A 22,743-nucleotide genomic window follows, 5' to 3' on the forward strand; every position below is an offset into this window, starting at 1 on the left:
ACACTCCTTCGTACTCATGAAATATATAGTGCACTATACAATAGCGAACTATGAAATGAGCTCGAACCGAAATCACGTGGGAACGCAGCTGTCGTTTGCACTCTACGCCGCTGCCAACCGTGTCGTGCGTTTGCACAAGCCGTATCTGGAACCACTGGGCTTAACCTTTCCGCAGTATCTGGTGATCCTGCAGCTTCTGGATGGCGCGCCATTGTCTGTGGGCGAACTCGGCACTTACCTGGCCATGGACGCGGGAACCATCACGCCGCTACTCAAACGTCTGGAAGGCGCCGGATTGGTCACGCGCAAGCGCGATCCGGCAGACGAGCGCCGCGTGCTGATCGACCTGACGCCCGAAAGCCGGGCCATGGAAGACGACATCAGAGCCATCACCGGCAAGATCAAGACGGCCTGCCAGCTCGATGAGCAGGGGATTGAGGCGCTTCGTCTGACGCTGGATGCGCTTGCCCATCCGGCGGCTGACTGAGCCCACCAGTCCAAAAGCGCGCTCAACCGGGCGATAACACACGTAACAGAGAGGGTTTTGAAATGAACATCGGAATTATCGGCGCCGGCCACATCGGCGCAACACTGGCGCGCAAGCTGGCTGCGTGCGGTCATAAGATCAAACTGGCCAACTCGAAAGACCCGCAAAGCATTCAGGCACTCGCTGAAGAAGTCGGTGCCAAGGCTGTCACCAAAGAGCAGGCTGTGTCCGATGTCGATGTGATCATCCTGTCGATTCCCTTCGCCCGATACCCTGATTTGAAGCAGACGCTGAGCCAGGTTGCCGAGCAAGTCGTGGTCATCGATACCTCCAATTACTATCCGCAGCGTGATGGGGCGATCAAGGAAGTGGACGAGGGCAAACCTGAAAGCGTCTGGGTCAGCGAGCAGATCGGCCGCCCGCTGATCAAAGCGTGGAATGCCGTACTCGCCGCTACGCTGGCCGATCAAGGTCAACCTGCCGAATCCGCAACTCGCATCGCCTTGCCAGTCGCCGGCGATGATGTGCGTGCTGAGGCGGTCGCGCAGGATCTGGTCGAAGAAACCGGATTCACCGCGCTCGCTGCGGGCAGCCTTCAGGAGTCATGGCGTCAACAACCCGGGACCCCGGCTTACTGCACCGAACTGACCTTGCCGGAACTGAAGCAGGCGCTCGAAGCTGCGGACAAGGCCCGCGCGCCGCTGAACCGCGATGCCTTGATGGCCCGATTCATGGCCCCCGACACTGAATTCACCCGCGAGCAGATGGTTGCGATCAATCGGGAGATGACCGCTTGATTAGAAATGAGCGGCTTGGCGTTCATGCGACGGCGATAGCGAAGTCATTTCGCAACCCCACAGCTGCAAAAACGGCTGGCTGATCCTGGCCGGCCCAACCCATCGGCTGACCAGTTCGCACTTGCCATCCATGCATAACTGGTAATCGCCGGCCTGCGGGGTTCGGCCCAATTGCAGTGGTTGCAGCGGCGGCAAGTGGCGTCGGAAATGCCAACTGCCGTTCTCCAGCCGGGCATCGTCGGGTATCTCCATGCCAGCGCCGTTGCCGCGAACCCTGGCCTGCTCAAGAACCAGCCCTTGGGCCGTGACGCGGTAGTCTTCCTCCCAGCGGATCTTTTCGATGCTGTGGTTCCATGCCAGGGTGAAGCTCGCTACCGGCAACTGTGCCCAAATGCTGCCGGCCAGACCCAGGCACAAGCCGATCATGCATTGGCCGCTGCGGCGCGCCGCGAGCGCCAGACGTGTTGCACGATGACCAGAATCCCGAGTGCGAAGCCGATTTCATCGGTCACGGGCAGTGCCACGATCAGCAGGGCGCCGGCGCCGAGACTGAGCACCCGTTCCCAGATCAGCATTTTCTGTTGCAGAAAACCGGTCGACGCCATGCCCCAGAGACCAACCGCGAGAAGAGTCTTGATCAGCATGTAGGCAGTCGCCCACAGGTTGTCGCCTTGCAGCATCAGCGCCGGGTTGTAGACCGCCATGAACGGGATGACGAAACCGGCCAGCGCAATGCGCACGGCCCACAGGCTGATCTTGAAGCCGCTTTCCTTGGCGATCGGCGCGGCGGCAAAACAGGCGAGGGCGACCGGCGGGGTCAGGTCGGCGAGGATGCCGAAGTAGAACACGAACATGTGCGACACGATCAGTGGCACGCCCAGCTCCAGCAGGGCGGGCGCGGCGATCGAGCTGGTGATGATGTAGTTGGGAATGGTCGGAATGCCCATCCCTAGCACCAAGCAAGTGATCATCGTCAGGATCAGCGACAGCAGCAGGTTGTCGCGGCCGATGGCGAGGATGTAGCCGGCAAACGTCGAAGCGACGCCGGTGAGCGAAACGATGCCGATAATGACGCCGACCAGTGCGCAGGCGATGCCCACCGGTACCGCGTGGCGGGCGCCCTCGACCAGCGCGTGCAGGCAGATCAGCAGCGTTTCGCGACCTCCCTTGATGAAAGCGCAGACCAGCACCAGGACGGCAATGACCGCAAAAATCACCGCGATGCCGAGCTGGAAAAAACCTGTGCAGAGCACGCCGAGTGCAATCCAGAACGCACAACGCAGGCCAAAGCTGTGCACCCGGAAAATGATCGCCGAGCCAAGAATCACGATGGCAGTCAATGCCAGGCCGACCATGCCCGAGAACAGCGGTGTGCGCCCGGAAAACAACAGGTACACCAGAACCAGCAGAGGAATCAGCAAATACCAGCGGGCTTTCACCGCGCCCCATGCGCTGGGGCATTGGTCTTTGGGCAGGCCCTTGAGGTTGGAGCGCTTGGCTTCCAGATGGACCATCCAGAATACCGAACCGAAATACAGCAGGGCCGGTATCAGCGCTGCCTTGGCGATCTCGACGAAGGGCACGTTGATGGTTTCAGCCATGATGAAGGCGACCGCGCCCATCACCGGAGGCATGATCTGGCTGCCCATGCTGGAGGTGGCTTCCACGCCGCCGGCGAACGCGGCGCGATAGCCAAAGCGCTTCATCAGGGGAATCGTGAATTGGCCGGTGGTGACGACGTTGGCAATCCCGGAGCCGGTGATTGTCCCCATCAATGCCGACGAGGCCACGGCCACTTTTGCCGGGCCTCCCAGCTTGTGCCCGAACAAGCCCATGGCGAAGTCGGTAAACAGCTTGATCATGCCGGCCTGCTCGAGGAATGCGCCAAACAGGATGAACAGGAAAATGTAGGTCGCCGACACATACGTCGGCGTGCCGTACAGCCCTTCGGTGCCGAACGACAGTTGATTGATGATCTGGTCGAAACCGTAGCCGCGATGGGCCAGTTCGCCGGGCAGGTATTCTCCGAACAGACCGTACGCCAGGAACAGCCCGCAAATCACCGGCAGCGCAATGCCCATGACCCGTCGCGCGGCTTCGAAGACCAGGCCAATCAACACGATGCCGATAGCCAGATCGGCCGACGTCAGATCACCGGAGCGCTGGATCAGATCGGCCTCGAACACCCATTGATACAGCGCAGTAGCGATGGCGGCCAGGCTCAGCAGCCACGCCAGCGGTTGCCACGGACGGTCTGCGCCGCGTACGGGATAACTGAGAAACACCACCCACAGCAGGAAACCGACGTGCACCGCACGCAGCACTTGGCTGGAGAGAGGAGAAAAGGCTGCGGTGACGATCTGGAAAATCGAGAACAGCAACGCTACGTAAAACAGGGTTTTCGGCCAGTCCCGTGGGTTCGCGGAAATACCGTGATGCTCGTCACTCATTGGCTGCCTTCCTCATGACCACGCAAAGGAATCGACGCTGCAGTGGCCGTCACGCCACTGCGCACAAGCTATAAAGCGCCTTTTTCCTTGTAGTAGCGTTCGGCGCCGGGGTGCAGCGCGATCGGCAGGTTTTTCGCAGCCGCTTCCAGCTTGATGTCCTTGGCCGCCGAATGGGAGTTACCCAAGCGCCCCAGGTTGTCGAACAGCAGGCGGGTCATGTCATAGACGACGTCATCCGGCAGGTCGGCGCGGGTCACCAGAATATTGGTGATTGCCACAGTGGGCACGGCTTCGGCCTGTCCGTCGTAGGTATTGGCCGGGATCATTGCGCTCTGGTAGGCCGGATTGCCGATTTTTGTCACCACCTCGCTCGGGATCGCCACGTAGTTCAGCGGCATTACCGACGACAGGTCGCGAATGGCGGCCATGCCCAATCCAGACGACTGCAAGGTGGCATCCAGTTGCCGGTTCTTGATCAATTCCACCGATTCGGCAAACGGCAGATATTGCACTTTGCCCATCTCCTGGTAGGTCAGGCCAGCCGCTTTGAATATCGCCCGCGCATTCAATTCGGTGCCGGATTTAGGGGCGCCGACCGAGATGGTCTTGCCCTTGAGATCGGCGAGGGTTTTGATCCCCGACTCTTTGCTGGCGACGATTTGAATGTAATTGGGATAGGCGCCGCCCAAGGCGCGCAGTTTGGTCAGTGGTGCTTTGAAACCGGCGTCCTCCACGCCGTTTTTGGCGTCGGCCACTGAGTCGCCCAAAGCCAGGGCCAATTCGCCGCGACCGGCCTGTAGCAGGTTGAGGTTTTCTACCGACGCTTTGGTGGCCTGCACCGATGTCTTCGAGCCGGCAATACCGTCGCTGTAGATTTGCGACAGACCGACCCCGATCGGGTAGTAAACCCCACTGGTTCCGCCGGTGAGGATATTGATGAACACGGGCGCGGCCTGCGCAGCACTGCTAAGGGTCAGCGTGGCGGCGGCCAGCAGGGCAAAGCGTGTTTTGACTCGCATGGGGGCACTTCTCCGTCTTGTTATGGTTTTAAGCAGAGTGATTGCACTCTAGCCGGTCCCGGCTGAACGTGATCGTCACGACGTCAGTTCATCCCCAGCCAGTTCGGCAGCACCAGTGAGATCCATGGCACGTAAGTAATCAGGATCAGGAACAACAGCAAAATCGACAACCACGGCATCGCGGCTTTGACTGTGGCGGGCAAGGACATGCCGGTCACCGCCGAGGTCACGAACAGGTTCAGGCCCACCGGTGGCGTGATCAGGCCGATCTCAAGGTTGACCACCATGATGATGCCGAGGTGAATCGGATCGATGCCCAGTTTCATCGCGATAGGAAAAAGGATGGGCGCCAGGATCAGGATGATCGCTGACGGTTCCATGAACGCGCCGGCAATCAGCAGCACAATGTTGACCACCAGCAGGAACGTCACCGGCGTCAGGCCGGCGTCGATCACCCAGGCAGTGATTTGTTGAGGTAACTGTTCGGTGGTCAGCACGTGGGCGAACAGCATGGCGTTGGCAATGATGAACATCAGCATGATGCTCAGCTTGGCCGAGTCGAGCAGAACCTTGGGTGTCTCGCGAAAGGTCAGATCCTTGTAGACGAACAGAGCGATGAAGGCCGAATAGACGGCTGCCACTGCGGCAGCTTCGGTCGGGGTGAACATGCCCGAATAGATGCCGCCGAGGATGATCACCATCAGCAACAGGCCCCATATTGCTTTGCGTGCCGTACTCAGAAACTCGCGAAGCGTCGCACGCGGCAAGGCGGGGAGATTTTTCTTCACCGCAACGATGTAGATCGCCACCATCAGTGCCGTGCCCAACAGCAGGCCCGGTACCACGCCGGCCATGAACAGCTTGCCCACGGAGGTTTCTGTAGCAGCGGCGTAAACCACCATCACAATCGACGGCGGGATCAGGATGCCCAGCGTACCGGCGTTGCAGATGATCCCTGCGCCGAACGCCTGCGGATAGCCGGAACGGACCATCCCGGCAATCGCAATCGAGCCCACCGCAGCGACCGTGGCGGGACTTGAACCGGAGAGGGCGGCGAACAGCATGCAGGCCAGCACCGCCGCGATGGCCAGGCCGCCGCGAATATGCCCGACACAGGCGTTGGCGAAGTCGATCAGCCGGCGGGCGACGCCGCCGGTGGTCATGAAGGCCCCGGCCAGCAGGAAAAACGGAATGGCCAGCAGCGTGTAGTGTTCCGAGGTCTCGAACAGTTTGATCGCCAGCGAGCGCACCGAGTCGGGACTGAAGAAAATGATCGTCAGGGAGCCGGCCAGGCCCAGTGAGATGGCGATCGGCACGCCGATGAACATCAAGGCGAACAGGGCCACGAACAGGAAGGCAATGGTCATGGCTTGTCTTCCTCGTGTTCGGCAAGTTTCAGCGCGTCGGCCGCCTCATCGGCCAGCCCGAGGCCGGTCTGACGATTGAGCAGGATGCGCAGGAGAATTTCAGCGAAGCGGATGAACACCAGCGCGAAGCCCAGCGGCACGATCAACCCGATATGCCACTGCATGACGCCGAAATGGCCAAGATCCTCGGCACCGATACCGGCGTTCATCAAGGTTTCGATCCATTCGAAGCTGGCGACGGCGAGCAGCCCCGCGTAGGCCAGACAGCACAGGCAGGCGAGGATGCCGATGTAACGCTGTACCGATCTGCGCGCCAGTTTGACCAGTGCGTCGACACCGATATGCCCGGCGGTGCGCACGCCATAAGCCAGGCCGAAAAAAATCAGCCAGCCGAACAGCGCTTTGGTCAGGGCAGTGCTCCAGGTCATGGCCTGCGCCATGCCCATGATCTGATCGCCAACAGCGAACAGCGGAACACTGGCCGCCGGCCAATGATCGGCGAGCCAGTAAAACAGGCTGTAGAAGTTATTGAGGATCACGTAGACAAACGTGACGAGGGTCATGGCCGCCAGAAGGAAGACGATGAAGCCTTCCTCGAAGTGTTCCCAGATTCGCCGAAGCGCTTTCATGGATGGCATCTCACGTCGAGTGAAGACGGGCAGGCGCCGACGCAGCGGCGCCTGCCTTGCGATTATTGCGCCTGGTTTGCGGCTTCGGCGGCAGAGATCAGCTCAGCGCCGATTTCGCCTTCGAACTTCTTCCACACCGGTTTCATCGCGTCGCGCCATTGCGCACGTTCTTCTGGCGTAAGCGTGATGATTTCCGTGGTTTTGGCGGCAAGGATGCGCTGCTTGTCACCCTCGTTCAGTTGCTGGGCTTCCTTGTTCACGTGGGTGGTGACTTCTACGACGATCTTGTCCAGTTCGCTGCGCACGTCGGGTGGCAGGCCGTTCCAGAATTTGGTGTTGGTGATCAGCATGTAGTCCAGTACACCGTGGTTGGATTCAGTGATGTATTTCTGCACTTCATGCATCTTCTGGCTGTAGATGTTCGAGTAAGGATTCTCTGCGCCGTTGACCACACCGGTCTGCAGGCCTTGATATACCTCGGCAAAACTCATCTTGCGCGGATTGGCGCGCACCGCCTTGAATTGCTCCTCCAGCACCGCCGAGGCCTGCACCCGGAACTTCAGGCCGCGCGCATCCGCCGGTACACGCAGTGGCTTGTTGGCCGACAGTTGTTTCATGCCGTTGTGCCAATAAGCCAGGCCGGTGATGTTTTTGCTTTCCATGGATTTGAGCAGGCCCTGACCCTGCGGGCTCAGTTGAAAGCGGTCGACAGCGTTGATGTCATTGAAGAGGAAGGGCAGGTCGAACAGCTGCACTGACTTGGTGTACTGCTCGAACTTGGCCAGCGACGGCGCAATCATCTGTACATCGCCGAGCAACAGCGCTTCCATTTCCTTGCCATCACCAAAGAGCGAGGAGTTGGGATACACCTCGACTTTGACCTTGCCCGGCAAGCGTTCTTCGACCAGTTTCTTGAACAGCAACGCACCTTGCCCCTTGGGCGTCTGGTCAGCGACCACATGCGAGAACTTTATGATCACCGGGTCTGCCGCCATGGCCGGGTTCATGCTGCTTACCGCCAAAGCGCAGGCAAGTGCGCTGAACAGAGATCTGAGCATCTGGGTGATTCCTCTTGTTTTTATTGTGATGACCGCTCGACGCGCTGAACGCGTTCAAGTGCCGAGACATGTTCAAGTCTAGGCAGAAATATCTGATTTGCCGGGGAATTGACCAGAAAACCGCAAAACAGTAGCGAGTGAACTGAGTACGTGGTTCCGTCAGGGCCGTGAACGGTATGGGGATTACCCGGCGACGAGTGATGTTTGAATTTCAAGTGCCCGCTGCTGAAGGTGAACCGGGCAGATAGGCCTCGGGTTGGCGGCGCGGGATTCTCATATCGCCAGGTCCTCGTCCCAACACACGGCCTTTGATTCGTGCCATTGCACGTCGGTGACGCCGAATCGCTCGGCCATCGGTTTCGAGAAGCGCTTCAATGGAGGCCGGCCTGGCTTGGGAATTGGCGTCAACCCGGCATCACAACTCGCCCACTGCCAGGCTTCTGCGTTGTTCATCAATTTGGCGCGGATAATGAAGGATTTGGGCACACCGTGAAGTCGGTACTTAATCATGTACAAATCTGTCTGGCTCATGAGGCTCTCCTGTTACTCATGAAAGAGGGATGTTCCTCGCGCCAGGAAATTCACAGTTTTTTCTAACATCTCGACATGCGTCCGCACCGGTTGAAAAATCACTTATACAAGCATGCGCTTGCGGTATAACAACGCTCCTTATGTGATTGCGAAAGTTTGAACAGCGTAACTAAGCGAAACGGCAAAATATATCGACACTTGTCCGGTGTGATGGCGTTTGAATGTCATTTGATATTGACGAGGAACATCGCTGCGTTTAACTAGCGCGTAATCTGTAGATCGCTGCCGATACTGTAAAATTGGTACGTTGGTGCAGTTAACCAGTGGAATATTTTAGTTAGCAAGCTTCGCAAGCGAGGCGATAAACGAACAATTTCCTGTACAGATTCAGCGAAGCTCATGTAATGGTTAATGACCCGATTGTGCCTTGACAGGAAGAAGGGCCATGGAAAACGACGAGCTGCGCCACACTTGTACAAAATGCAATAAGCTGTACAAAACCTCGCCGCAAGCGGAGCGTTATAAGGCAAGTGCCGGACATGCCGGGCTTTGTGAAAAATGTCTCAAAAACGAGCAGGAGCGGGTGATCAGTCAGCGCCTGGCCTTGTGTGCCGCGAAGATGTTGGACATTGATCGTCAGTTCAAGCCATCAGCGAAACGCTGATGTTCGCTTCAGCTCGCAAACGAGGCGGCTGATGAAATTCGGCAAGACTCAACGATTACCGCTGCGCTTGTACAACTGCAGAGAGTTGGGTTGGGCCGTTGATCATGTCCCTGACAATAAATCACTGCCAGTAATTGTTTTGACTTACGTATAAATCGAATCGTCCAGTTTCCCGGATGTTACACAAACTTGCACAGGAAGTAAGAGGCCCGTGAATACGGGCCTCAGTACTGTTCCGATAGAAGAGCACAAACGCTCTCAGCCTGCGAACATCAAACTTGCGATGCCTTGATCAACAGCGAACCGCGCCGGCGCATGAGGGCGTAGTAAGCGCACGCAGGGCACAGCAAGCCAACGACCCACGCCAGGTCTACGCCTTGCAGGCTGGTGGCAACAGGCCCGACGTACATGGAGGTGTTCATGAACGGAATTTCCAGAGCAATGGTGCAAAGGAATACTGCGATTGCTGTCCAGTTCACCCGACCGTAGATGCCTGCCGGATCGAAGATGTCGGCAATCCGGTAAACGCCTTTGCGCAGCGCGTAATAGTCGACAAGATTGATCGCCGTCCAGGGGATCAGAAAGTAGCTCATGAAAAAAATGAAATTCAGGAAGAACTGCAGAAAGTCGTCCTGCGCCAATGTGCATAAACCGGTTGCGATCGTGCAGATGATCAGCAGGAATCCCGCACGTACAGACGGGGTGATTTTGAGCGCAGAGAAAGGCTCGATCATCGTGATCGTCGACATGAAAGCGCCATACAGGTTGAACACATTGATGGCGATCTGGCCGTATAGCACGAATGCCACCATCAGCAGCGTGCCTCCTCCGAGCAGGCCTATCAGATGCAGCCCGACGTTATCGGAGAACCCCACCATGCCCTTGGCCAGCACGGCGCCTAACAGCATCATCCAGCTTCCGCCGATCACGGTACCGGCATAGCTGTACCAGAACACTTGGCGGGTGGATGTGTCGCTCGGCAAATACCGAGAGTAGTCCGCCACGTAAGGTGCGTAGGACAGTTGCCAAGTGACCGCGATGCTGACGGAGGCGAGGAAGCTGACCAGATTGAAACCCTGCGCGGTCCACTGGCCGGCCTCTATCGGCAGCGCGAGGGCGAGCAGGGTGGCGATGCCGAACACGGCAATCGAAATCAGCGAAAGCAGCTTCTGCACGCGATGAATCAGTTGGTAGCCGAACAGCGCGACCAGGAAGCATGCCGCGCCCAGCAGAGCGATGTTGCCAGCGGTGCTCAACGGGCTCAGGTCGCTCACCGCCTGAGCAGCCAACAGCGTGTTGCTGACGAAAAAGCCCATATAAATAAGCATGACGAACAGCAGCGGTACGATAGCGCCGAAAACCCCGAATTGTGCCCGGCTCTGGATCATCTGCGGAATACCCAGTCTCGGCCCCTGTGCGGAGTGCGAAGCCATGAAGATTGCACCAATCAGCGAACCGATAAGAATCGATAGCGCACTCCAGAAAAGATTGAGTCCCAGGCTGATGGGCAACACTCCAGCCGCTACCGTGGTGATGTTGGCGTTGGCACCAAACCAGACGAAGAACAAGGAACGGGGCCGACCGTGACGCTCGCTCTCAGGGATAAAGTCGATGCTGCGTTTTTCAACTTTCATGTCTGTTCTCCGTTCAGCAGGCGTCGACGAGGCGGCGTTGAAAGCGCGCTACGACTTGTGGGAATTCATCTGGCTGGAAGGCGAGGTGATCGGGTTCGGCGGTTCGAAGCGATGTTGCCGGCTCGTTGTTCCAGCGTCTCGACAACTGCTCGGTGGTGAAGAGCTCCAGCCCGTACAGCCAGTTGGAAAGGATGAACAGTGCCGAGTAATGCGCTCCCTCTGTAGTCGCACTACAGGCGTCAGCGACAAGGCTGATCTGGAAGTCGTGCTGATAGGCGTCGAACAGACTGCTCATGACACACACATCCGTCAGCACGCCGATGACCACCAGGTGCTTGATGCCTCGGCGGTTGAGCATCTGAGCCAAACGGGTGCCGTGGAAGGCGCTGTAGCGGCGTTTATCGATGACGACGTCAGCGTCTCGAGGCGCCAGAGCGTCAATGATCTCGATCGCAGATGTGCCGGCGCGGTAAGTCGTTGGCCTGCCTTGGTCGTCTACCGGTTCGCCCAGCGCCAGATCGCGGCCCGGAGCGTCGTTGACATGGCGGGTATAGAAAATCGGGATGTGCAACTGGCGAGCGCGATCGATCAGGGATGCGGCGTTATCGACCACTTGATCGAAGCGTTCGAGCGGGAAGCCATCTTCCTTTTGCATATCGATCACAAGCAAGGCGGTGTTTTGGTTCATCAGGTTTGTTCCGGATGCAGAGCGTCGGGCGAGCCGGAGGGACTCACCAGAAAACTCGGTAATGACGGTGCGCAGCGATCCGCCAAGGCGGAAACTGCGAGAGATCGAGAGAGACTCTCGTGGCGAGGTGTTACCTGACTATCTGCCAGAAACCGTTTTGCTTCGCGCTCACGCAGGATGGCAGCTGCGGCAGCACGATGGAGGACGAAGAGCGGAATCGACGGAGATAACGCGCCATGGCTGCGCACGGCAACGCACACACCGCGCTTGAAGAGCGGGTGTGAGCGTCGCCGAAATTTGCGGAGGATGCAGGCATGGCCATAGACCTTGAGCGCGATATGCACTGGAGGAGCAAGATACGGGCCAAGCTGTGCAAGGCCTTCGAAGCCATTGAGCCAGAGCGGACCAAGCGTTCAAAGCAATGTTTTGTGGTATCTGGTATTCCATAATATTGTGTTACGTAGCGTAGCAGCGGCTTGCGTTCTTGCTCCCTTTTGAAGCAGATCCCTCCAGGCTCGCGGCGATCAACGCCGCGCCGTACGCGTACTCACATCCACCCAGACCGCCAACACCAGAATGCTGCCCTTGACGATCATCTGCCAGTAGCTATCGACGTCGAGCATCGACATGCCGTTGTCCAGACTGGTGATCACCAGCGCGCCGAGGAGGGCGCCGTAGACGGTGCCGGAGCCGCCGCGCATGGAGGTGCCGCCGATGAAGCAGGCGGCGATGGCGTCGAGCTCGCCCATGCTGCCGGCGGACGGTGAGCCGGCGGCGAGGCGTGCGGTGTTGACCACGCCGGCGAGGGCGCACATCACGCCCATGATGCCGAAGATCCACAGCTTGACCGCCTGCACATTGATGCCTGACAGGCGCGTGGCTTCCATGTTGCTGCCGACCGAATAGACCCGGCGGCCGAACACGGTCTGGCTGGTGACGTAACTGAACACCCCGAGCAGAATCAGCAACAGCAGCACCGGCACGGGAATGCCGTCATAGCTATTGAGGGTCTGAACAAAACCGGCCAGCACCGCGCCGATCACCAGCACGCGCACAACATCACGAACCAGTGAATGCGCCGCCAGGCCATGCAGGGCGCGATTGCGTCGTTGTTTCCAGGTCAGGAACACTGTCAGCGCAAACAGCAGCACACCCAGGCCAGTGCCGATCGCGTGGGGCAGATAACCCTGGCCGACGTAGACCAGCTCCGGCGATACCGGGGCGATGGTGGTGCCGCCGGTGATCCCCAGCAAAATCCCGCGAAACGCCAACATGCCACCGAGCCCGACGATAAATGACGGTATGCGCAAGTACGCCGCCATGTAGCCGTTGGCGAGGCCGATCATCAGGCCGCACAGGGCGACCAGACTCAGATTCGCCAGCAACGGAATGTGATAGACCACGTCGAGTATCGCCGCGAGGCCACCCAGCAGGCCGAGCAATGAGCCCACCGACAAATCGATCTCGCCGCTGATGATCACCAGCACCATGCCGCAGGCGAGGATGCCGGTGATCGACATCTGCCGCAGCAGGTTGGAAAGGTTGCGCGGGGTGAGGAAGCCGCCCTCGGTCTGCCAGCTGAAGAACAGCCAGATCAGCACCACGGCGAATACCAGCGCGAGCATCTTGTAGCGGGTGAACAGTTGTTTGACCTGATTCATTTACGCGGTTTTCCGATCATTATTGTTATGCCTGCCCGGCTGGCTGAGGGCGGCGGCGAGTACCTGTTCCTGGGTCAGCCCGTGGTTGACGAAGTCGCCGCGCAACTGGCCTTCGCCGATCACCAGCACGCGGTCGGAGACGCCGAGCACTTCGGCCAGTTCCGATGAAACCATGATGATCGACACGCCTTCGGCGGCCAGCGCGCCCATCAACTTGTAGATCTCGTACTTGGCGCCGACGTCCACGCCTCGGGTCGGCTCGTCGAGAATCAGCACGCGGGGTTTGGCCAGCAGCATTTTCGCCAGAACGGCTTTCTGCTGGTTACCGCCCGACAGGCTGGTGATCGGCAGGGACGGACTTGCGGTCTTCAGATGCAGACGGGAGATTTCCCGGTCGATGCAGCCGAGTTCGGCTTCGGCATCGATGCGGGTCATTTTCGAATAGCTCTCGAGCACGGCGAGGGTGATGTTCTGGCCGACGCCGAGGTCGGGAATGATGCCCTGGCGCTTGCGATCTTCAGGCACCAGGCACAGGCCGGCGCGAATCGCTTTCAGCGGCGTGCGCGTGTCGATTGGCTCGCCGTCCAGCCAGACTTCGCCCTCGTGGCGGCCGGGGTAAGCGCCGGACAGAGCGGTGACCAGCTCGGTGCGGCCGGCCCCGACCAGCCCGGCAATGCCGAGAATCTCGCCGCGCTTGAGGCTGAAGGAAATGTCGTCGACCCGTTTGCGCTTGGGGTTGTCGACGTCGTAGCAAGTGATGTGGCGCGCCTCGAAAATCACCTCGCCAATCTCATGCGGCTCGCTGGGGTAGAGGTTGCTCATTTCGCGCCCGACCATCTGCGTGATGATCCGTGGAATGTCCATGTCGGCCATGGCGGTGGTGGCGATGTGTTTGCCGTCGCGGATCACCGAAATGGTGTCGCACACGGCGGCGACTTCATCGAGTTTGTGCGAGATGTAGACGCAGGCGACCCCCTTGGCTTTGAGGTCGCGGATGATGTCGAGCAGCACTTCGATTTCCGAGCGGCTCAGGGCCGAGGAGGGTTCGTCGAGGATCAGCAGACGCGCCTGTTTGTTCAGGGCCTTGGCGATTTCCACCAGTTGCTGATAACCACCGCCGTACTGCGAAACCGGCAGCGAAACGTTCATGTCCGGCACTTTCAATTCACGCATCAAGGCTTCGGCGCGGTGGATCATCGCCGGGTAGTTCATGCGCCCGCCCGGCAGCGTCAGCTCATGGCCCATGAAGATGTTTTCCGCCACCGACAGGTCCGGCACCAGGGTCAGTTCCTGATGGATGATGACGATGCCGGCGGCTTCGGTTTCGCTGATCGATTGCGCCCGGAGCGGTTGCCCGTCCCAGAGGATTTCGCCGTCCCAGGTGCCATGGGGATAGACCGCCGAAAGGATCTTCATCAGCGTCGACTTGCCGGCGCCATTCTCGCCGCACAGGCCCACGCATTCACCGGGCCGGACCTTGATGTCGATACCGTTGAGCGCTTTGACGCCGCCGAAGGTTTTGACGATGCCGTTCATTTGCAGCAGATAGTCGGACATGGAAAAGGCTCGTATACCAGGAACTCAAACACCACTGAACCTGTGTGGGAGCGAGCCTGCTCGCGAAGGGGCCTTTTCAGCCAGAGCTTTACTGACTGACACTCCGCTTTCGCGAGCAGGCTCGCTCCCACAGGTCTGATCAAGATTTACGACCGGATCACTGCCCGGCAATCTGCGCCTTGGTGTAGAAGCCGTCCTGTTCGAGCAAGTCGATGTTGTCCTTGGTCAACGGCGTTGGCGTAAGCAGGATGGTGTCGACCTTTTTGCTGCCGTTGTCGTACTGCGAGGTGTAGGCCGGTTTCTCGTTGCGTGCCAGTTGCACCGAGAGCTTGGCCGCTTCGGAGGCGATGAGTTTCAGCGGTTTGTACACGGTCATGGTTTGCGTGCCGGCGATCACGCGTTTGACGGCTGCGAGGTCGGCGTCCTGACCGGAAATCGGCACCTTGCCGGCCAGTTGCTGCGCGGCCAATGCCTGGATGGCGCCGCCAGCGGTAGCGTCGTTGGAGGCGACGATGCCGTCGATTTTGTTGTTGTTACGGGTCAGGGCGTTTTCAACGATGCTCAGCGCTTCGGTCGGGTTCCATTCCTTGACCCACTGCTGGCCGACGATCTTGATATCGCCCTTGTCAATGGCCGGTTGCAGCACCTTCATCTGGCCTTCACGGAGGATCTTGGCGTTGTTGTCGGTGGGCGCGCCACCCAGCAAGAAGTAATTGCCCTTGGGCGCCGCTTTCAGCACGCCGCCGGCCTGCATCTCGCCGACCTTTTCGTTATCGAAGGAGATATAGGCGTCGACATCGGCGTTGAGAATCAGCCGGTCGTAAGACACCACTTTGATCCCGGCTTTCTTCGCCTCGGCCACGGCGTTGGTCAGCACTGTCGCGTTGAAAGGCACGATGACGATCACATCGACGCCGCGAGAGATGAGGTTTTCGATCTGCGAAATCTGCTTCTGCTCGTTGGCGTCCGCCGATTGCACGAAGACTTTGGCGTCCATTTTTTCCGCCGCCGCGACGAAGTAATCGCGGTCGCGCGACCAGCGTTCCAGACGCAGATCGTCAATGGAGAAACCGATTTTCGGGTGGGTGGCGTCGGCCATTACCGGCAGGGCCAACAACGCCAGGGCACTGGCCAACAGCGTACGTTTCAAGTTCTTCATGGTGGTGCGTCCTTTTATTTTTGTTGGAAAGACACGGCCTGACGATGAATCGGGCTGGTAGAACTGTAGAGAATCTGCCGACGCAGCAGGCACAGAATTGTCGTGCAATTGTCACAGCGTTTTTGCGTCGGCAGCTTCCCTTGGCGATCAGCGATACAGGTAACGGTTGACGATGTTTTCGAGCATTTCCTGGCGGCCGCTGACGGCTTGCGGGTTCAACTCGTTGGTAAACGCGTGCTCTGCCAGTGACTCAAGATTGAAGTCTCCTGCCATCACCGCTTGCCCGAACGGCTGACGCCAGCCGGCGTAGCGTTGGTCCTTGAGGGTTTGCAATTGATCGTTCTCGACCATCGCGGCGGCGCGTTCCAGCGACAGGGCAAGAACATCCATGGCGCCGACATGGCCGTGGAACAGGTCGATCTCGTCGAGGCTCTGCCGGCGCACCTTGGAGTCGAAGTTGAAACCGCCATTCTTGAAACCGCCGGCCTTGAGAATTTCATAGGTCGCCAGGGTCATTTCTTCGACGCTGTTGGGGAACTGGTCGGTGTCCCAGCCGTTCTGCGGATCGCCACGGTTGGCGTCGATGCTGCCGAAGATCCCCAGCGAGGCAGCCGTGGCGATTTCGTGATGAAAGCTGTGGCCGGCCAGGGTCGCGTGGTTGGCCTCGATGTTGACCTTGATTTCCTTCTCCAGGCCGTACTGCTGGAGGAAGCCGAACACCGTGGCGCTGTCGTAATCGTATTGGTGCTTGGTCGGCTCCTGCGGCTTGGGCTCGATCAACAGGTCACCGGTGAAACCGATCTTGTGCTTGTGCTCGACCACCATGCGCATGAAACGCCCGAGTTGTTCGCGCTCGCGTTTCAGATCGGTGTTGAGCAGGGTTTCGTAGCCTTCACGGCCACCCCACAACACGTAGTTGGAACCTTTGAGCCGATGGGTGGCGTTCATCGCGCTGAACACTTGCGCGGCGGCGCAGGCGAACACTTCCGGATCGGGATTGCTCGCAGCGCCGGCGGCGAAACGCGGATTGCTAAAGCAGTTGGCGGTGCCCCAGAGCAGCTTGATGCCGCTTTGTTCCTGATGCTGTTCGAGGCGGTCGACCATTTGCGCGAAGTGTTCGCGGTACTCCTTCAGCGAGTTGCCTTCGGGGGCGACGTCCGTGTCGTGAAAGCAGTAGTAATCGATGCCCAGTTTGCTGAAGAACTCGAATGCGGCTTGAGCCTTGCCAATAGCCAGTTCCATCGGTTCGCCACTGCGTTGCCACGGGCGTTTGAAGGTTCCGGCACCGAACACATCGGAGCCCGGCCAGACGAAGGTGTGCCAGTAGCAGGCGGCCATGCGCAGGTGTTCACGCATGGGTTTGCCGAGGATCAGTTTGTCGGCGTCGTAGTGGCGGAAAGCGAGGGGCGAATCACTGTTCGGGCCTTCGTAGCGAACCGGCTCGATATTGGGGAAATACTGCATGGACCTTGTCCTTGTTGTTCTTGGCGGTGTCTCGATACTAGCAACGGCCCCGTGCCCGCTGATTATGAAAAGCCTCAACTGCGAGTGCGATTTTGCGTATTGAGCTTCAGCGCTCGCGGGCCTAGTCTGTGTCCATCGTCGCCGCGACATGGCGGCCCGGAACAAAAATAATTTGAGGCCGCTTTCGCGAGCAGGCTCGCTCCCACATTTGATTCGTGTCGTTCACAAAACCGTGTGGGAGCGAGCCTGCTCGCGAATGGCTTGACGCAAAATCCGGATACTGAATGAAGAGCCTACCGCCCGTGCACCGCATCGCCCTGTTGTTCAACGGCAGCAAGATCTACGACCGTGGAATCATCAGCGGCATTGGCAACTACCTGAGCAGCACCCGCGCTTCCTGGGACCTGTTTCTGGAAGAGGACTTTCTCTGCCGCTTGAAAGGCATCGAGCGCTGGCAGGGCGACGGGATCATTGCCGACTTCGACGACCCGCTGATCGGCGAGGCGCTGGCCGACATTCATTTGCCGGTGGTGGCGGTGGGCGGTTCCTACGAGGATGCACGCGCTTATCCGAAAGCGATCCCCTATGTCGCCACCGATAACAATGCATTGATCACTCTGGCTTATTCACATCTGGTCGAGGCGGGGTTGCAGCGCTTTGCCTGTTTCAGCTTGCCCGAGGCGCAGGCCAATCGCTGGGCGCAGGAGCGGGAAAAAGCCTTTCGCAAACTGATGCAACGCGACGGCCTCCACGCCGAGATCTATCGCGGCATGGGCACCAGCGCGCCGCTGTGGGACAGCGCCGTCGAACAACTGATCGCCTGGCTGCACAGCCTGCCGAAACCGATCGGCATCATCGCCGTCAGCGACGCCCGCGCCCGCCAGTTGCTGCAAGCCTGCCTGACCGCCGGCATCGCCGTGCCGGAGCAGGTCGCGCTGATCGGCATCGACAACGACCCGCTGACCCGCAGCCTGACTCGCGTACCGCTGAGTTCGGTGATTCAGGGCACCGAAACCATGGGCCGCACCGCGGCGCAATTGCTGCACCAGATGCTCCACGGCATGCCGTCCACCGGCACGCAGATTCTGATTCCACCGGACGCGGTCAACGTGCAGGTGTCGAGCTTGCATCAACCGCTGGGCAATCCCTACGTCATGCAAGCGCTGTTGTTCATCCGCCAATATGCCTGTCAGGGCATCAAGACCGCACAGGTGGCGGCCTATGTCGGGGTGTCGCGCTCGTCGCTGGAAGCGCATTTCCGCGCTGAGCGCGGTTGCAGCGTGCATGACGAGATTCTGCGTTTCAAACTGGCGGCGGCTACCAGCGGTTTGAAGAACACCGATGCGGCGATTGCCGACATTGCCCAGGCCTGCGGCTTCAAGTCTGCGCAATATCTGCACACGGTGTTCCGTCGCGAGTTCGGCTGCACGCCCCGCGAGTATCAGCAGGGCGGCGCATAGCGCTGCGAAGACTTACGCCAGCGCAGCGGCACTGGCTCTGGAGCGCCAGGCGAACGTCAGCACCATCAGCAGGCCCAGACCAGCCATCGCCGCGCCGGCCAGGGAAATCGCTGGATAACCCAGCCCGGCATTGATCACCGCGCCACCCAGCGCCGCGCCGATCGCGTTGCCGAAATTGAACGCACCGATGTTCACCGCCGAAGCCAGATTCGGCGCGTCTTTGGCCGCTTCCATCACGCGCATCTGCAGCGGCGGCACCAGAGCGAAGCTGGCGATACCCCAGATCAGAATGGCCACCGCGGCCGGCAGCGGCCAGCGCATCAGCACAGTGAATGCGAGCAACACCACAATCAATGCGCTCAGCGACACGATCAGGGTGCGATCGATCGAACGGTCGGCAGCCTTGCCACCCCACATGTTGCCCAGCGTCAAACCGATTCCGAACAACACCAGCATGGCGGTGATGAACGCGGCGGAGGCGTGGGTCTCGCTGCTGAGGATCGGCGCGATGTAGGTGAACACGGTGAACATCGCACTCGAGCCGACCACGGTCAGGGCCAGTGCGGCCAGCACCGGACCGCGGCCCAATACTCGTATTTCCGCCAGCGCACCCGCGCCTTGCTCTGCTTTCAGATTGGGCAGGGCGAACCACAAGGCGATCATGGTCAGCACGCCGAGACCGGTAATGCCCCAGAACGCCGTGCGCCAGCCAAACAGCTCACCGAACCAGGCAGCCAGCGGCACACCGCCAATGGTCGCCAGGGTCAGGCCCATGAACATCGCCGCGACGGCGCCGGCACGTTTTTCCGGCGCGACCACACTGGCGGCGACCACAGAGCCGACCCCAAAGAATGCGCCGTGATTGAGCGAGGTGATCACTCGGGCGACCATCAGGCTGTAGTAGTCGGTAGCCAGCGCCGACATCAGGTTACCCAGGGTGAAAATCGCCATCAGCCCGATCAGCAGATAGCGCCGGGGGATCTTGCCGGTGGTCAGGGTCATCAGCGGCGCGCCGAGCAGCACGCCCAAGGCGTAGGCACTGACCAACAACCCCGCAGCGGGAATGGAAACGCCGAGATCGGCAGCGATGCCGGGCAACATGCCCATCGGCGCGAACTCGGTGACACCGATGCCAAAGGCGCCGACAGCGAGTGCAACAAGTGGTGGATTGATACGCATGGAAAGTCTCCTCATCTATGCCGCCAATGCTACGATCCATCGTTTTCAGGCGGTAGATGGCGATTTTGGCAATCACCTTTGCGTAAGAGGCACGAATGGACTTCAACGGCAGGTCAGGGGAAATGAGCGTGTTCGTCACCGTGGCGCAGGAGGGCAGCCTTTCAGCAGCTGCGCGTGCGTTGGGGCTGACGCCTTCGGCGGTCAGTCGGATCATCGCCCGCGCCGAACAGCGACTCGGCACTCGTCTGTTGCTGCGCACGACCCGCGCGCTGACGTTTACCGCCGAGGGCGAGGCCTTCCTGCGCGGTGCCCGGCGAATTCTCGCCGACATGGACGAAGTGGAAGGGGCCATTACCGACCAAGGCGTACCCAAGGGCCGCCTGCGTGTCAGTGCCGCCCTTGGCCATGGACGGCTGACCATTGTGCCGCTGGTCGCAGCCTTCACCGCCCGTTACCCGAACATCGTCGTCGACCTCAGCCTCGGCGACGAAGTAGTCGACATCCTCGCCGGCCAGGCGGACGTCGCCATACGCTTCGGCCATCTGCCCGACAGCCCGTTGACCGCACGCCGCCTCGGCCACACCGGCCAAGTCGTGGTCGCATCGTCCGACTATCTGAAACGTCACGGCACACCTCTCGAACCGGAAGACCTGCTCAAGCACAACTGCCTGCGCTTCAACTTCCGCCGCGCCGAAGCCAACTGGCCGTTTATCCGCGATGGCAAGGAGTTCTCGCTGAAAGTCAGCGGCAACATCGAATGCAGCAGCGGCGAAGCACTGGCCCAGTTCGCCAGACTCGGCGCCGGAATTGCGCGGATTGGCGAGTTCACCGTCAGGGAAGACTTGCAGCGCGGCACGCTGATCCCGCTGCTGCAAACGTTTAACCCGGGCGATGAGGAACCGATTCACGCGGTGTTCGTCGGCGGCGCGGCGATGCCGGTGCGGGTACGGTTGTTTGTGGATTTTTTGCTGGAGCAGCATCGGATGTAAGCGTGCCCGTCGGATTCAGCGAGTCGTCCTTGACCCGCAGACTGGCGGCTAGATTGTCGGGATGGTCCCGCCGTCGATCACAAATTCACTTCCTGTGATCGAAGCCGCTCGCGGCGACGCCACAAACCCGATCAGCTCAGCCACTTCAGCTGGCGTCGATGGGCGGCCGAGCGGGATACCGCCCAAGGCTTGCATGATGATGTCCTTGCCACCCTGATAGTCAGTGCCTGCCTCCTGCGCGAGTCGCTCGGCCAATGCCACCGATGCTTCGGTTTCGACCCAGCCCGGGGAAACCCGAACCACACGGACCCCTTTGGGCGACACCTCTTTCGACAGGCTCTTGCTGTAGGTCGACAGCGCAGCCTTGGCCGCCGCGTACGCTGTGGTGGATTTCGGCAGTGGCAGTCGACTCTGGATGGAGGTGACATGGATCACCACGCCATTACGACGTTCGAGCATGTCCGGGAGCAGGGCGCGATCGAGGCGCACCGCTGGCAGCAAATTCAGATTGAGCTCGCGTTGCCACTGCTCCTCGTCCAGCGCTGCAAAACCACCACCGGGGGCCGACGAGCCACCCAGGACATGAACCACTATGTCGACGCCGCCCAGTTGCTGCTGGACCGCTGCGATGAGTACGTCACAACCTTCCCGGGTCGAAAGATCAGCCGCAACCAGCAGTGCGCCCGGCATTTCGACGTCCACTTGCCGAGCCGAAGTGATGACTTTTGCGTCCTCGGCCAGGAACCACTCGACCACTGCTTTGCCGATTCCCTTGGTGCCGCCAGTGACGAGGACCCGCTTGCCAGTCAATCCTGAATTCAGCATGGCGAGATCTCCAGCGCTCGGAATTGATGGATCGCGTCGTAGATTTCTTTCTCGTTGATGACCGTGACATACGTCTGCACGACGGCGGGAAGTTGAAGGTTCATTGGCTGACTCCTGATTGATTAACTGGAGTCATCTTGCTGGGCCGCACATAGTTTGTTCAACTGGGACAAACCTTAATGACCTATCCCGGAAATCAGGACAATCCATGGTTCAGGATCGCTTGGCCCTCAATGAACTGGACGCCGTCATAGCCGTGGCGCGAAGGGGGTCGTTTCGCCAGGCCGCCATTGATCTCGACGTCTCCACTACCGCGCTGAGCAACACCATTGCGCAACTGGAAGCGCGCCTCGAATCGCGACTGTTCAACCGCACCACCCGCAGCGTCGCCATCACCGAAGCGGGCAGGGTGTTTCTCGAACAGGTGGGGCCAGCGTTGCAAGATTTGCGTGCGGCACTCGACGCAGTGCGCTCGCAAAACGCCGGACCCTCGGGCACGTTGCGCATCAACGCCTTCGCCAGCGCTGCGCGTTCGGCGCTGCTGCCACTGGTGATCGAGTTTTTGCAGCAGCATCCGAAAGTCCATATTGATCTTGTAACCGAAGGCCGGCTGGTGGATATCGTGGCTGACGGCTTCGATTTCGGCGTGCGCTCGGCAGGCCTGGTGCCCAACGATGTGATTGTGGTCCCCGTAGGGCCGCCGCAGCGTTACGCAGTGGTCGGTTCGCCGGGGTATTTTGCACAACACGGCAAACCGCGCACGCCGTCCGATCTGCCCGGGCATCGATGCATCCGCGTGCGACTGCCGAACGGGGCGATTTTCCCTTGGTATTTCGAGCGGGACGGAGAAGTTACCCGTCTGGATGTGAACGGTCCGCTTACGCTGGATGAATCGAGCGTGGTCAAGGTCGCGGTGCAGGCGGGCATGGGGCTGGGCTTTTTCATGGAGCAGGACGTTCGTGACGAAATCCGCACCGGCGAGTTCGTGCAGGTACTCGAGGACTGGACCCCGCCCCGAGACAGGTTGTGCCTGTACTACCCGAACCGCCGCAATCCCTCTGCGGCCGCCAAGGCATTCATCGAACTGGCTCGCGCCAGGCAGGCTGATCAGGCTTGACCGGGCGG

21 protein-coding genes are annotated in these 22,743 nt (G+C 59.8%); 6 read left to right on the plus strand and 15 right to left on the minus strand.

Annotated elements, in window-relative coordinates; all coding sequences use genetic code 11:
* Positions 1–55 precede the first annotated feature (55 nt).
* Both D8U82_RS27045 and D8U82_RS27050 read left to right on the plus strand, forming a co-directional pair.
* Complete coding sequence (locus tag D8U82_RS27045; protein WP_016774314.1) at positions 56–487, plus strand: MarR family transcriptional regulator; 432 nt, start codon at positions 56–58, stop codon at positions 485–487.
* Complete coding sequence (locus D8U82_RS27050; protein ID WP_277751233.1) at positions 484–1,284, plus strand: NAD(P)-binding domain-containing protein; 801 nt, start codon at positions 484–486, stop codon at positions 1,282–1,284. The genes D8U82_RS27045 and D8U82_RS27050 overlap by 4 nt, the downstream gene beginning before the upstream one ends.
* On the opposite strand, the gene D8U82_RS27055 is transcribed toward D8U82_RS27050, so the two are convergent.
* The 7 genes from D8U82_RS27055 to D8U82_RS27085 form a co-directional block, all read right to left on the minus strand.
* Positions 1,285–1,710 (minus strand): DUF1850 domain-containing protein, encoded by a 426-nt coding sequence (locus tag D8U82_RS27055; RefSeq protein WP_130903308.1) that lies wholly within the window; start codon positions 1,708–1,710, stop codon positions 1,285–1,287.
* Positions 1,707–3,734 (minus strand): TRAP transporter permease, encoded by a 2,028-nt coding sequence (locus tag D8U82_RS27060; RefSeq protein WP_130903309.1) that lies wholly within the window; start codon positions 3,732–3,734, stop codon positions 1,707–1,709. The genes D8U82_RS27055 and D8U82_RS27060 overlap by 4 nt, the downstream gene beginning before the upstream one ends.
* 68 nt (positions 3,735–3,802) lie before the next feature.
* Positions 3,803–4,753: a TAXI family TRAP transporter solute-binding subunit gene (locus D8U82_RS27065; RefSeq protein ID WP_130903310.1), complete on the minus strand. Its 951-nt coding sequence runs from the start codon at positions 4,751–4,753 to the stop codon at positions 3,803–3,805.
* Positions 4,754–4,836: 83 nt separating this feature from the next.
* Complete coding sequence (dctM, locus tag D8U82_RS27070; protein WP_016774319.1) at positions 4,837–6,120, minus strand: C4-dicarboxylate TRAP transporter large permease protein DctM; 1,284 nt, start codon at positions 6,118–6,120, stop codon at positions 4,837–4,839.
* Entirely contained in the window at positions 6,117–6,749 is a 633-nt protein-coding gene (locus tag D8U82_RS27075; protein ID WP_110599141.1) for a TRAP transporter small permease, read from the minus strand. The genes dctM and D8U82_RS27075 overlap by 4 nt, the downstream gene beginning before the upstream one ends.
* A gap of 62 nt (positions 6,750–6,811) precedes the next feature.
* A complete protein-coding gene (gene dctP, locus D8U82_RS27080) occupies positions 6,812–7,756 on the minus strand; it encodes a C4-dicarboxylate TRAP substrate-binding protein DctP (protein WP_224789932.1) in 945 nt (314 codons plus the stop codon).
* A 324-nt stretch (positions 7,757–8,080) separates the two neighbouring features.
* On the minus strand, positions 8,081–8,338 hold the full coding sequence (locus D8U82_RS27085) for a DUF6555 family protein (protein WP_039758965.1): 258 nt from the start codon (positions 8,336–8,338) through the stop codon (positions 8,081–8,083).
* A 445-nt stretch (positions 8,339–8,783) separates the two neighbouring features.
* Here D8U82_RS27085 and D8U82_RS27090 point away from each other — a divergent pair, with 445 nt between their 5' ends.
* Positions 8,784–9,002: a hypothetical protein gene (locus D8U82_RS27090; protein WP_125916003.1), complete on the plus strand. Its 219-nt coding sequence runs from the start codon at positions 8,784–8,786 to the stop codon at positions 9,000–9,002.
* Between the two features lie 272 nt (positions 9,003–9,274).
* On the opposite strand, the gene D8U82_RS27095 is transcribed toward D8U82_RS27090, so the two are convergent.
* From D8U82_RS27095 to xylA, 6 genes are all read right to left on the minus strand, one after another.
* Complete coding sequence (locus D8U82_RS27095) at positions 9,275–10,636, minus strand: cytosine permease (RefSeq protein ID WP_130903311.1); 1,362 nt, start codon at positions 10,634–10,636, stop codon at positions 9,275–9,277.
* 13 nt (positions 10,637–10,649) lie between these two features.
* Positions 10,650–11,324: an isochorismatase family cysteine hydrolase gene (locus D8U82_RS27100; RefSeq protein WP_024012592.1), complete on the minus strand. Its 675-nt coding sequence runs from the start codon at positions 11,322–11,324 to the stop codon at positions 10,650–10,652.
* A gap of 524 nt (positions 11,325–11,848) precedes the next feature.
* Entirely contained in the window at positions 11,849–12,985 is a 1,137-nt protein-coding gene (locus tag D8U82_RS27110) for a sugar ABC transporter permease (protein ID WP_024012594.1), read from the minus strand.
* Complete coding sequence (xylG, locus tag D8U82_RS27115; RefSeq protein ID WP_130903312.1) at positions 12,986–14,542, minus strand: D-xylose ABC transporter ATP-binding protein; 1,557 nt, start codon at positions 14,540–14,542, stop codon at positions 12,986–12,988. It abuts the gene before it with no gap.
* Positions 14,543–14,699: 157 nt separating this feature from the next.
* Entirely contained in the window at positions 14,700–15,701 is a 1,002-nt protein-coding gene (gene xylF, locus D8U82_RS27120) for a D-xylose ABC transporter substrate-binding protein (protein ID WP_016774327.1), read from the minus strand.
* A gap of 147 nt (positions 15,702–15,848) precedes the next feature.
* Complete coding sequence (xylA, locus tag D8U82_RS27125) at positions 15,849–17,165, minus strand: xylose isomerase (RefSeq protein WP_041480538.1); 1,317 nt, start codon at positions 17,163–17,165, stop codon at positions 15,849–15,851.
* 284 nt (positions 17,166–17,449) lie between these two features.
* Here xylA and D8U82_RS27130 point away from each other — a divergent pair, with 284 nt between their 5' ends.
* Positions 17,450–18,625 (plus strand): DNA-binding transcriptional regulator, encoded by a 1,176-nt coding sequence (locus D8U82_RS27130; protein WP_016774329.1) that lies wholly within the window; start codon positions 17,450–17,452, stop codon positions 18,623–18,625.
* A gap of 12 nt (positions 18,626–18,637) precedes the next feature.
* On the opposite strand, the gene D8U82_RS27135 is transcribed toward D8U82_RS27130, so the two are convergent.
* Complete coding sequence (locus tag D8U82_RS27135) at positions 18,638–19,804, minus strand: MFS transporter (RefSeq protein ID WP_016774330.1); 1,167 nt, start codon at positions 19,802–19,804, stop codon at positions 18,638–18,640.
* Between the two features lie 95 nt (positions 19,805–19,899).
* On the opposite strand from D8U82_RS27135, the gene D8U82_RS27140 reads away from it, so the two are divergent.
* Positions 19,900–20,793: a LysR family transcriptional regulator gene (locus tag D8U82_RS27140; protein WP_122746499.1), complete on the plus strand. Its 894-nt coding sequence runs from the start codon at positions 19,900–19,902 to the stop codon at positions 20,791–20,793.
* Positions 20,794–20,841: 48 nt separating this feature from the next.
* Here the strand turns inward: D8U82_RS27140 and D8U82_RS27145 are convergent, their stop codons facing one another.
* Positions 20,842–21,618: an SDR family oxidoreductase gene (locus tag D8U82_RS27145; protein ID WP_130903313.1), complete on the minus strand. Its 777-nt coding sequence runs from the start codon at positions 21,616–21,618 to the stop codon at positions 20,842–20,844.
* Positions 21,619–21,826: 208 nt separating this feature from the next.
* Here D8U82_RS27145 and D8U82_RS27150 point away from each other — a divergent pair, with 208 nt between their 5' ends.
* Positions 21,827–22,735 (plus strand): LysR family transcriptional regulator, encoded by a 909-nt coding sequence (locus D8U82_RS27150; RefSeq protein ID WP_130903314.1) that lies wholly within the window; start codon positions 21,827–21,829, stop codon positions 22,733–22,735.
* Positions 22,736–22,743 lie beyond the last annotated feature (8 nt).

Source organism: Pseudomonas sp. Sample_23 (genome assembly GCF_004307595.1).
GTDB lineage: Bacteria > Pseudomonadota > Gammaproteobacteria > Pseudomonadales > Pseudomonadaceae > Aquipseudomonas > Aquipseudomonas atacamensis.

What these genes read in the sequence shown, in the direction of transcription:
- D8U82_RS27100 (WP_024012592.1), bottom strand. Translation starts at nt 11,324, where the DNA reads ATGAACCAAAACACCGCCTTGCTTGTGATCGATATGCAAAAGGAAGAT.
- D8U82_RS27150 (WP_130903314.1), top strand. Translation starts at nt 21,827, where the DNA reads ATGGTTCAGGATCGCTTGGCCCTCAATGAACTGGACGCCGTCATAGCC.
- D8U82_RS27140 (WP_122746499.1), top strand. Translation starts at nt 19,900, where the DNA reads ATGGACTTCAACGGCAGGTCAGGGGAAATGAGCGTGTTCGTCACCGTG.
- dctP (WP_224789932.1), bottom strand. Translation starts at nt 7,756, where the DNA reads ATGAACCCGGCCATGGCGGCAGACCCGGTGATCATAAAGTTCTCGCAT.
- D8U82_RS27130 (WP_016774329.1), top strand. Translation starts at nt 17,450, where the DNA reads ATGAAGAGCCTACCGCCCGTGCACCGCATCGCCCTGTTGTTCAACGGC.
- D8U82_RS27045 (WP_016774314.1), top strand. Translation starts at nt 56, where the DNA reads ATGAGCTCGAACCGAAATCACGTGGGAACGCAGCTGTCGTTTGCACTC.
- D8U82_RS27135 (WP_016774330.1), bottom strand. Translation starts at nt 19,804, where the DNA reads ATGCGTATCAATCCACCACTTGTTGCACTCGCTGTCGGCGCCTTTGGC.
- dctM (WP_016774319.1), bottom strand. Translation starts at nt 6,120, where the DNA reads ATGACCATTGCCTTCCTGTTCGTGGCCCTGTTCGCCTTGATGTTCATC.
- D8U82_RS27055 (WP_130903308.1), bottom strand. Translation starts at nt 1,710, where the DNA reads ATGATCGGCTTGTGCCTGGGTCTGGCCGGCAGCATTTGGGCACAGTTG.
- D8U82_RS27090 (WP_125916003.1), top strand. Translation starts at nt 8,784, where the DNA reads ATGGAAAACGACGAGCTGCGCCACACTTGTACAAAATGCAATAAGCTG.
- D8U82_RS27110 (WP_024012594.1), bottom strand. Translation starts at nt 12,985, where the DNA reads ATGAATCAGGTCAAACAACTGTTCACCCGCTACAAGATGCTCGCGCTG.
- D8U82_RS27075 (WP_110599141.1), bottom strand. Translation starts at nt 6,749, where the DNA reads ATGAAAGCGCTTCGGCGAATCTGGGAACACTTCGAGGAAGGCTTCATC.
- xylF (WP_016774327.1), bottom strand. Translation starts at nt 15,701, where the DNA reads ATGAAGAACTTGAAACGTACGCTGTTGGCCAGTGCCCTGGCGTTGTTG.
- D8U82_RS27085 (WP_039758965.1), bottom strand. Translation starts at nt 8,338, where the DNA reads ATGAGCCAGACAGATTTGTACATGATTAAGTACCGACTTCACGGTGTG.
- D8U82_RS27060 (WP_130903309.1), bottom strand. Translation starts at nt 3,734, where the DNA reads ATGAGTGACGAGCATCACGGTATTTCCGCGAACCCACGGGACTGGCCG.
- D8U82_RS27145 (WP_130903313.1), bottom strand. Translation starts at nt 21,618, where the DNA reads ATGCTGAATTCAGGATTGACTGGCAAGCGGGTCCTCGTCACTGGCGGC.
- D8U82_RS27065 (WP_130903310.1), bottom strand. Translation starts at nt 4,753, where the DNA reads ATGCGAGTCAAAACACGCTTTGCCCTGCTGGCCGCCGCCACGCTGACC.
- xylA (WP_041480538.1), bottom strand. Translation starts at nt 17,165, where the DNA reads ATGCAGTATTTCCCCAATATCGAGCCGGTTCGCTACGAAGGCCCGAAC.
- D8U82_RS27095 (WP_130903311.1), bottom strand. Translation starts at nt 10,636, where the DNA reads ATGAAAGTTGAAAAACGCAGCATCGACTTTATCCCTGAGAGCGAGCGT.
- xylG (WP_130903312.1), bottom strand. Translation starts at nt 14,542, where the DNA reads ATGTCCGACTATCTGCTGCAAATGAACGGCATCGTCAAAACCTTCGGC.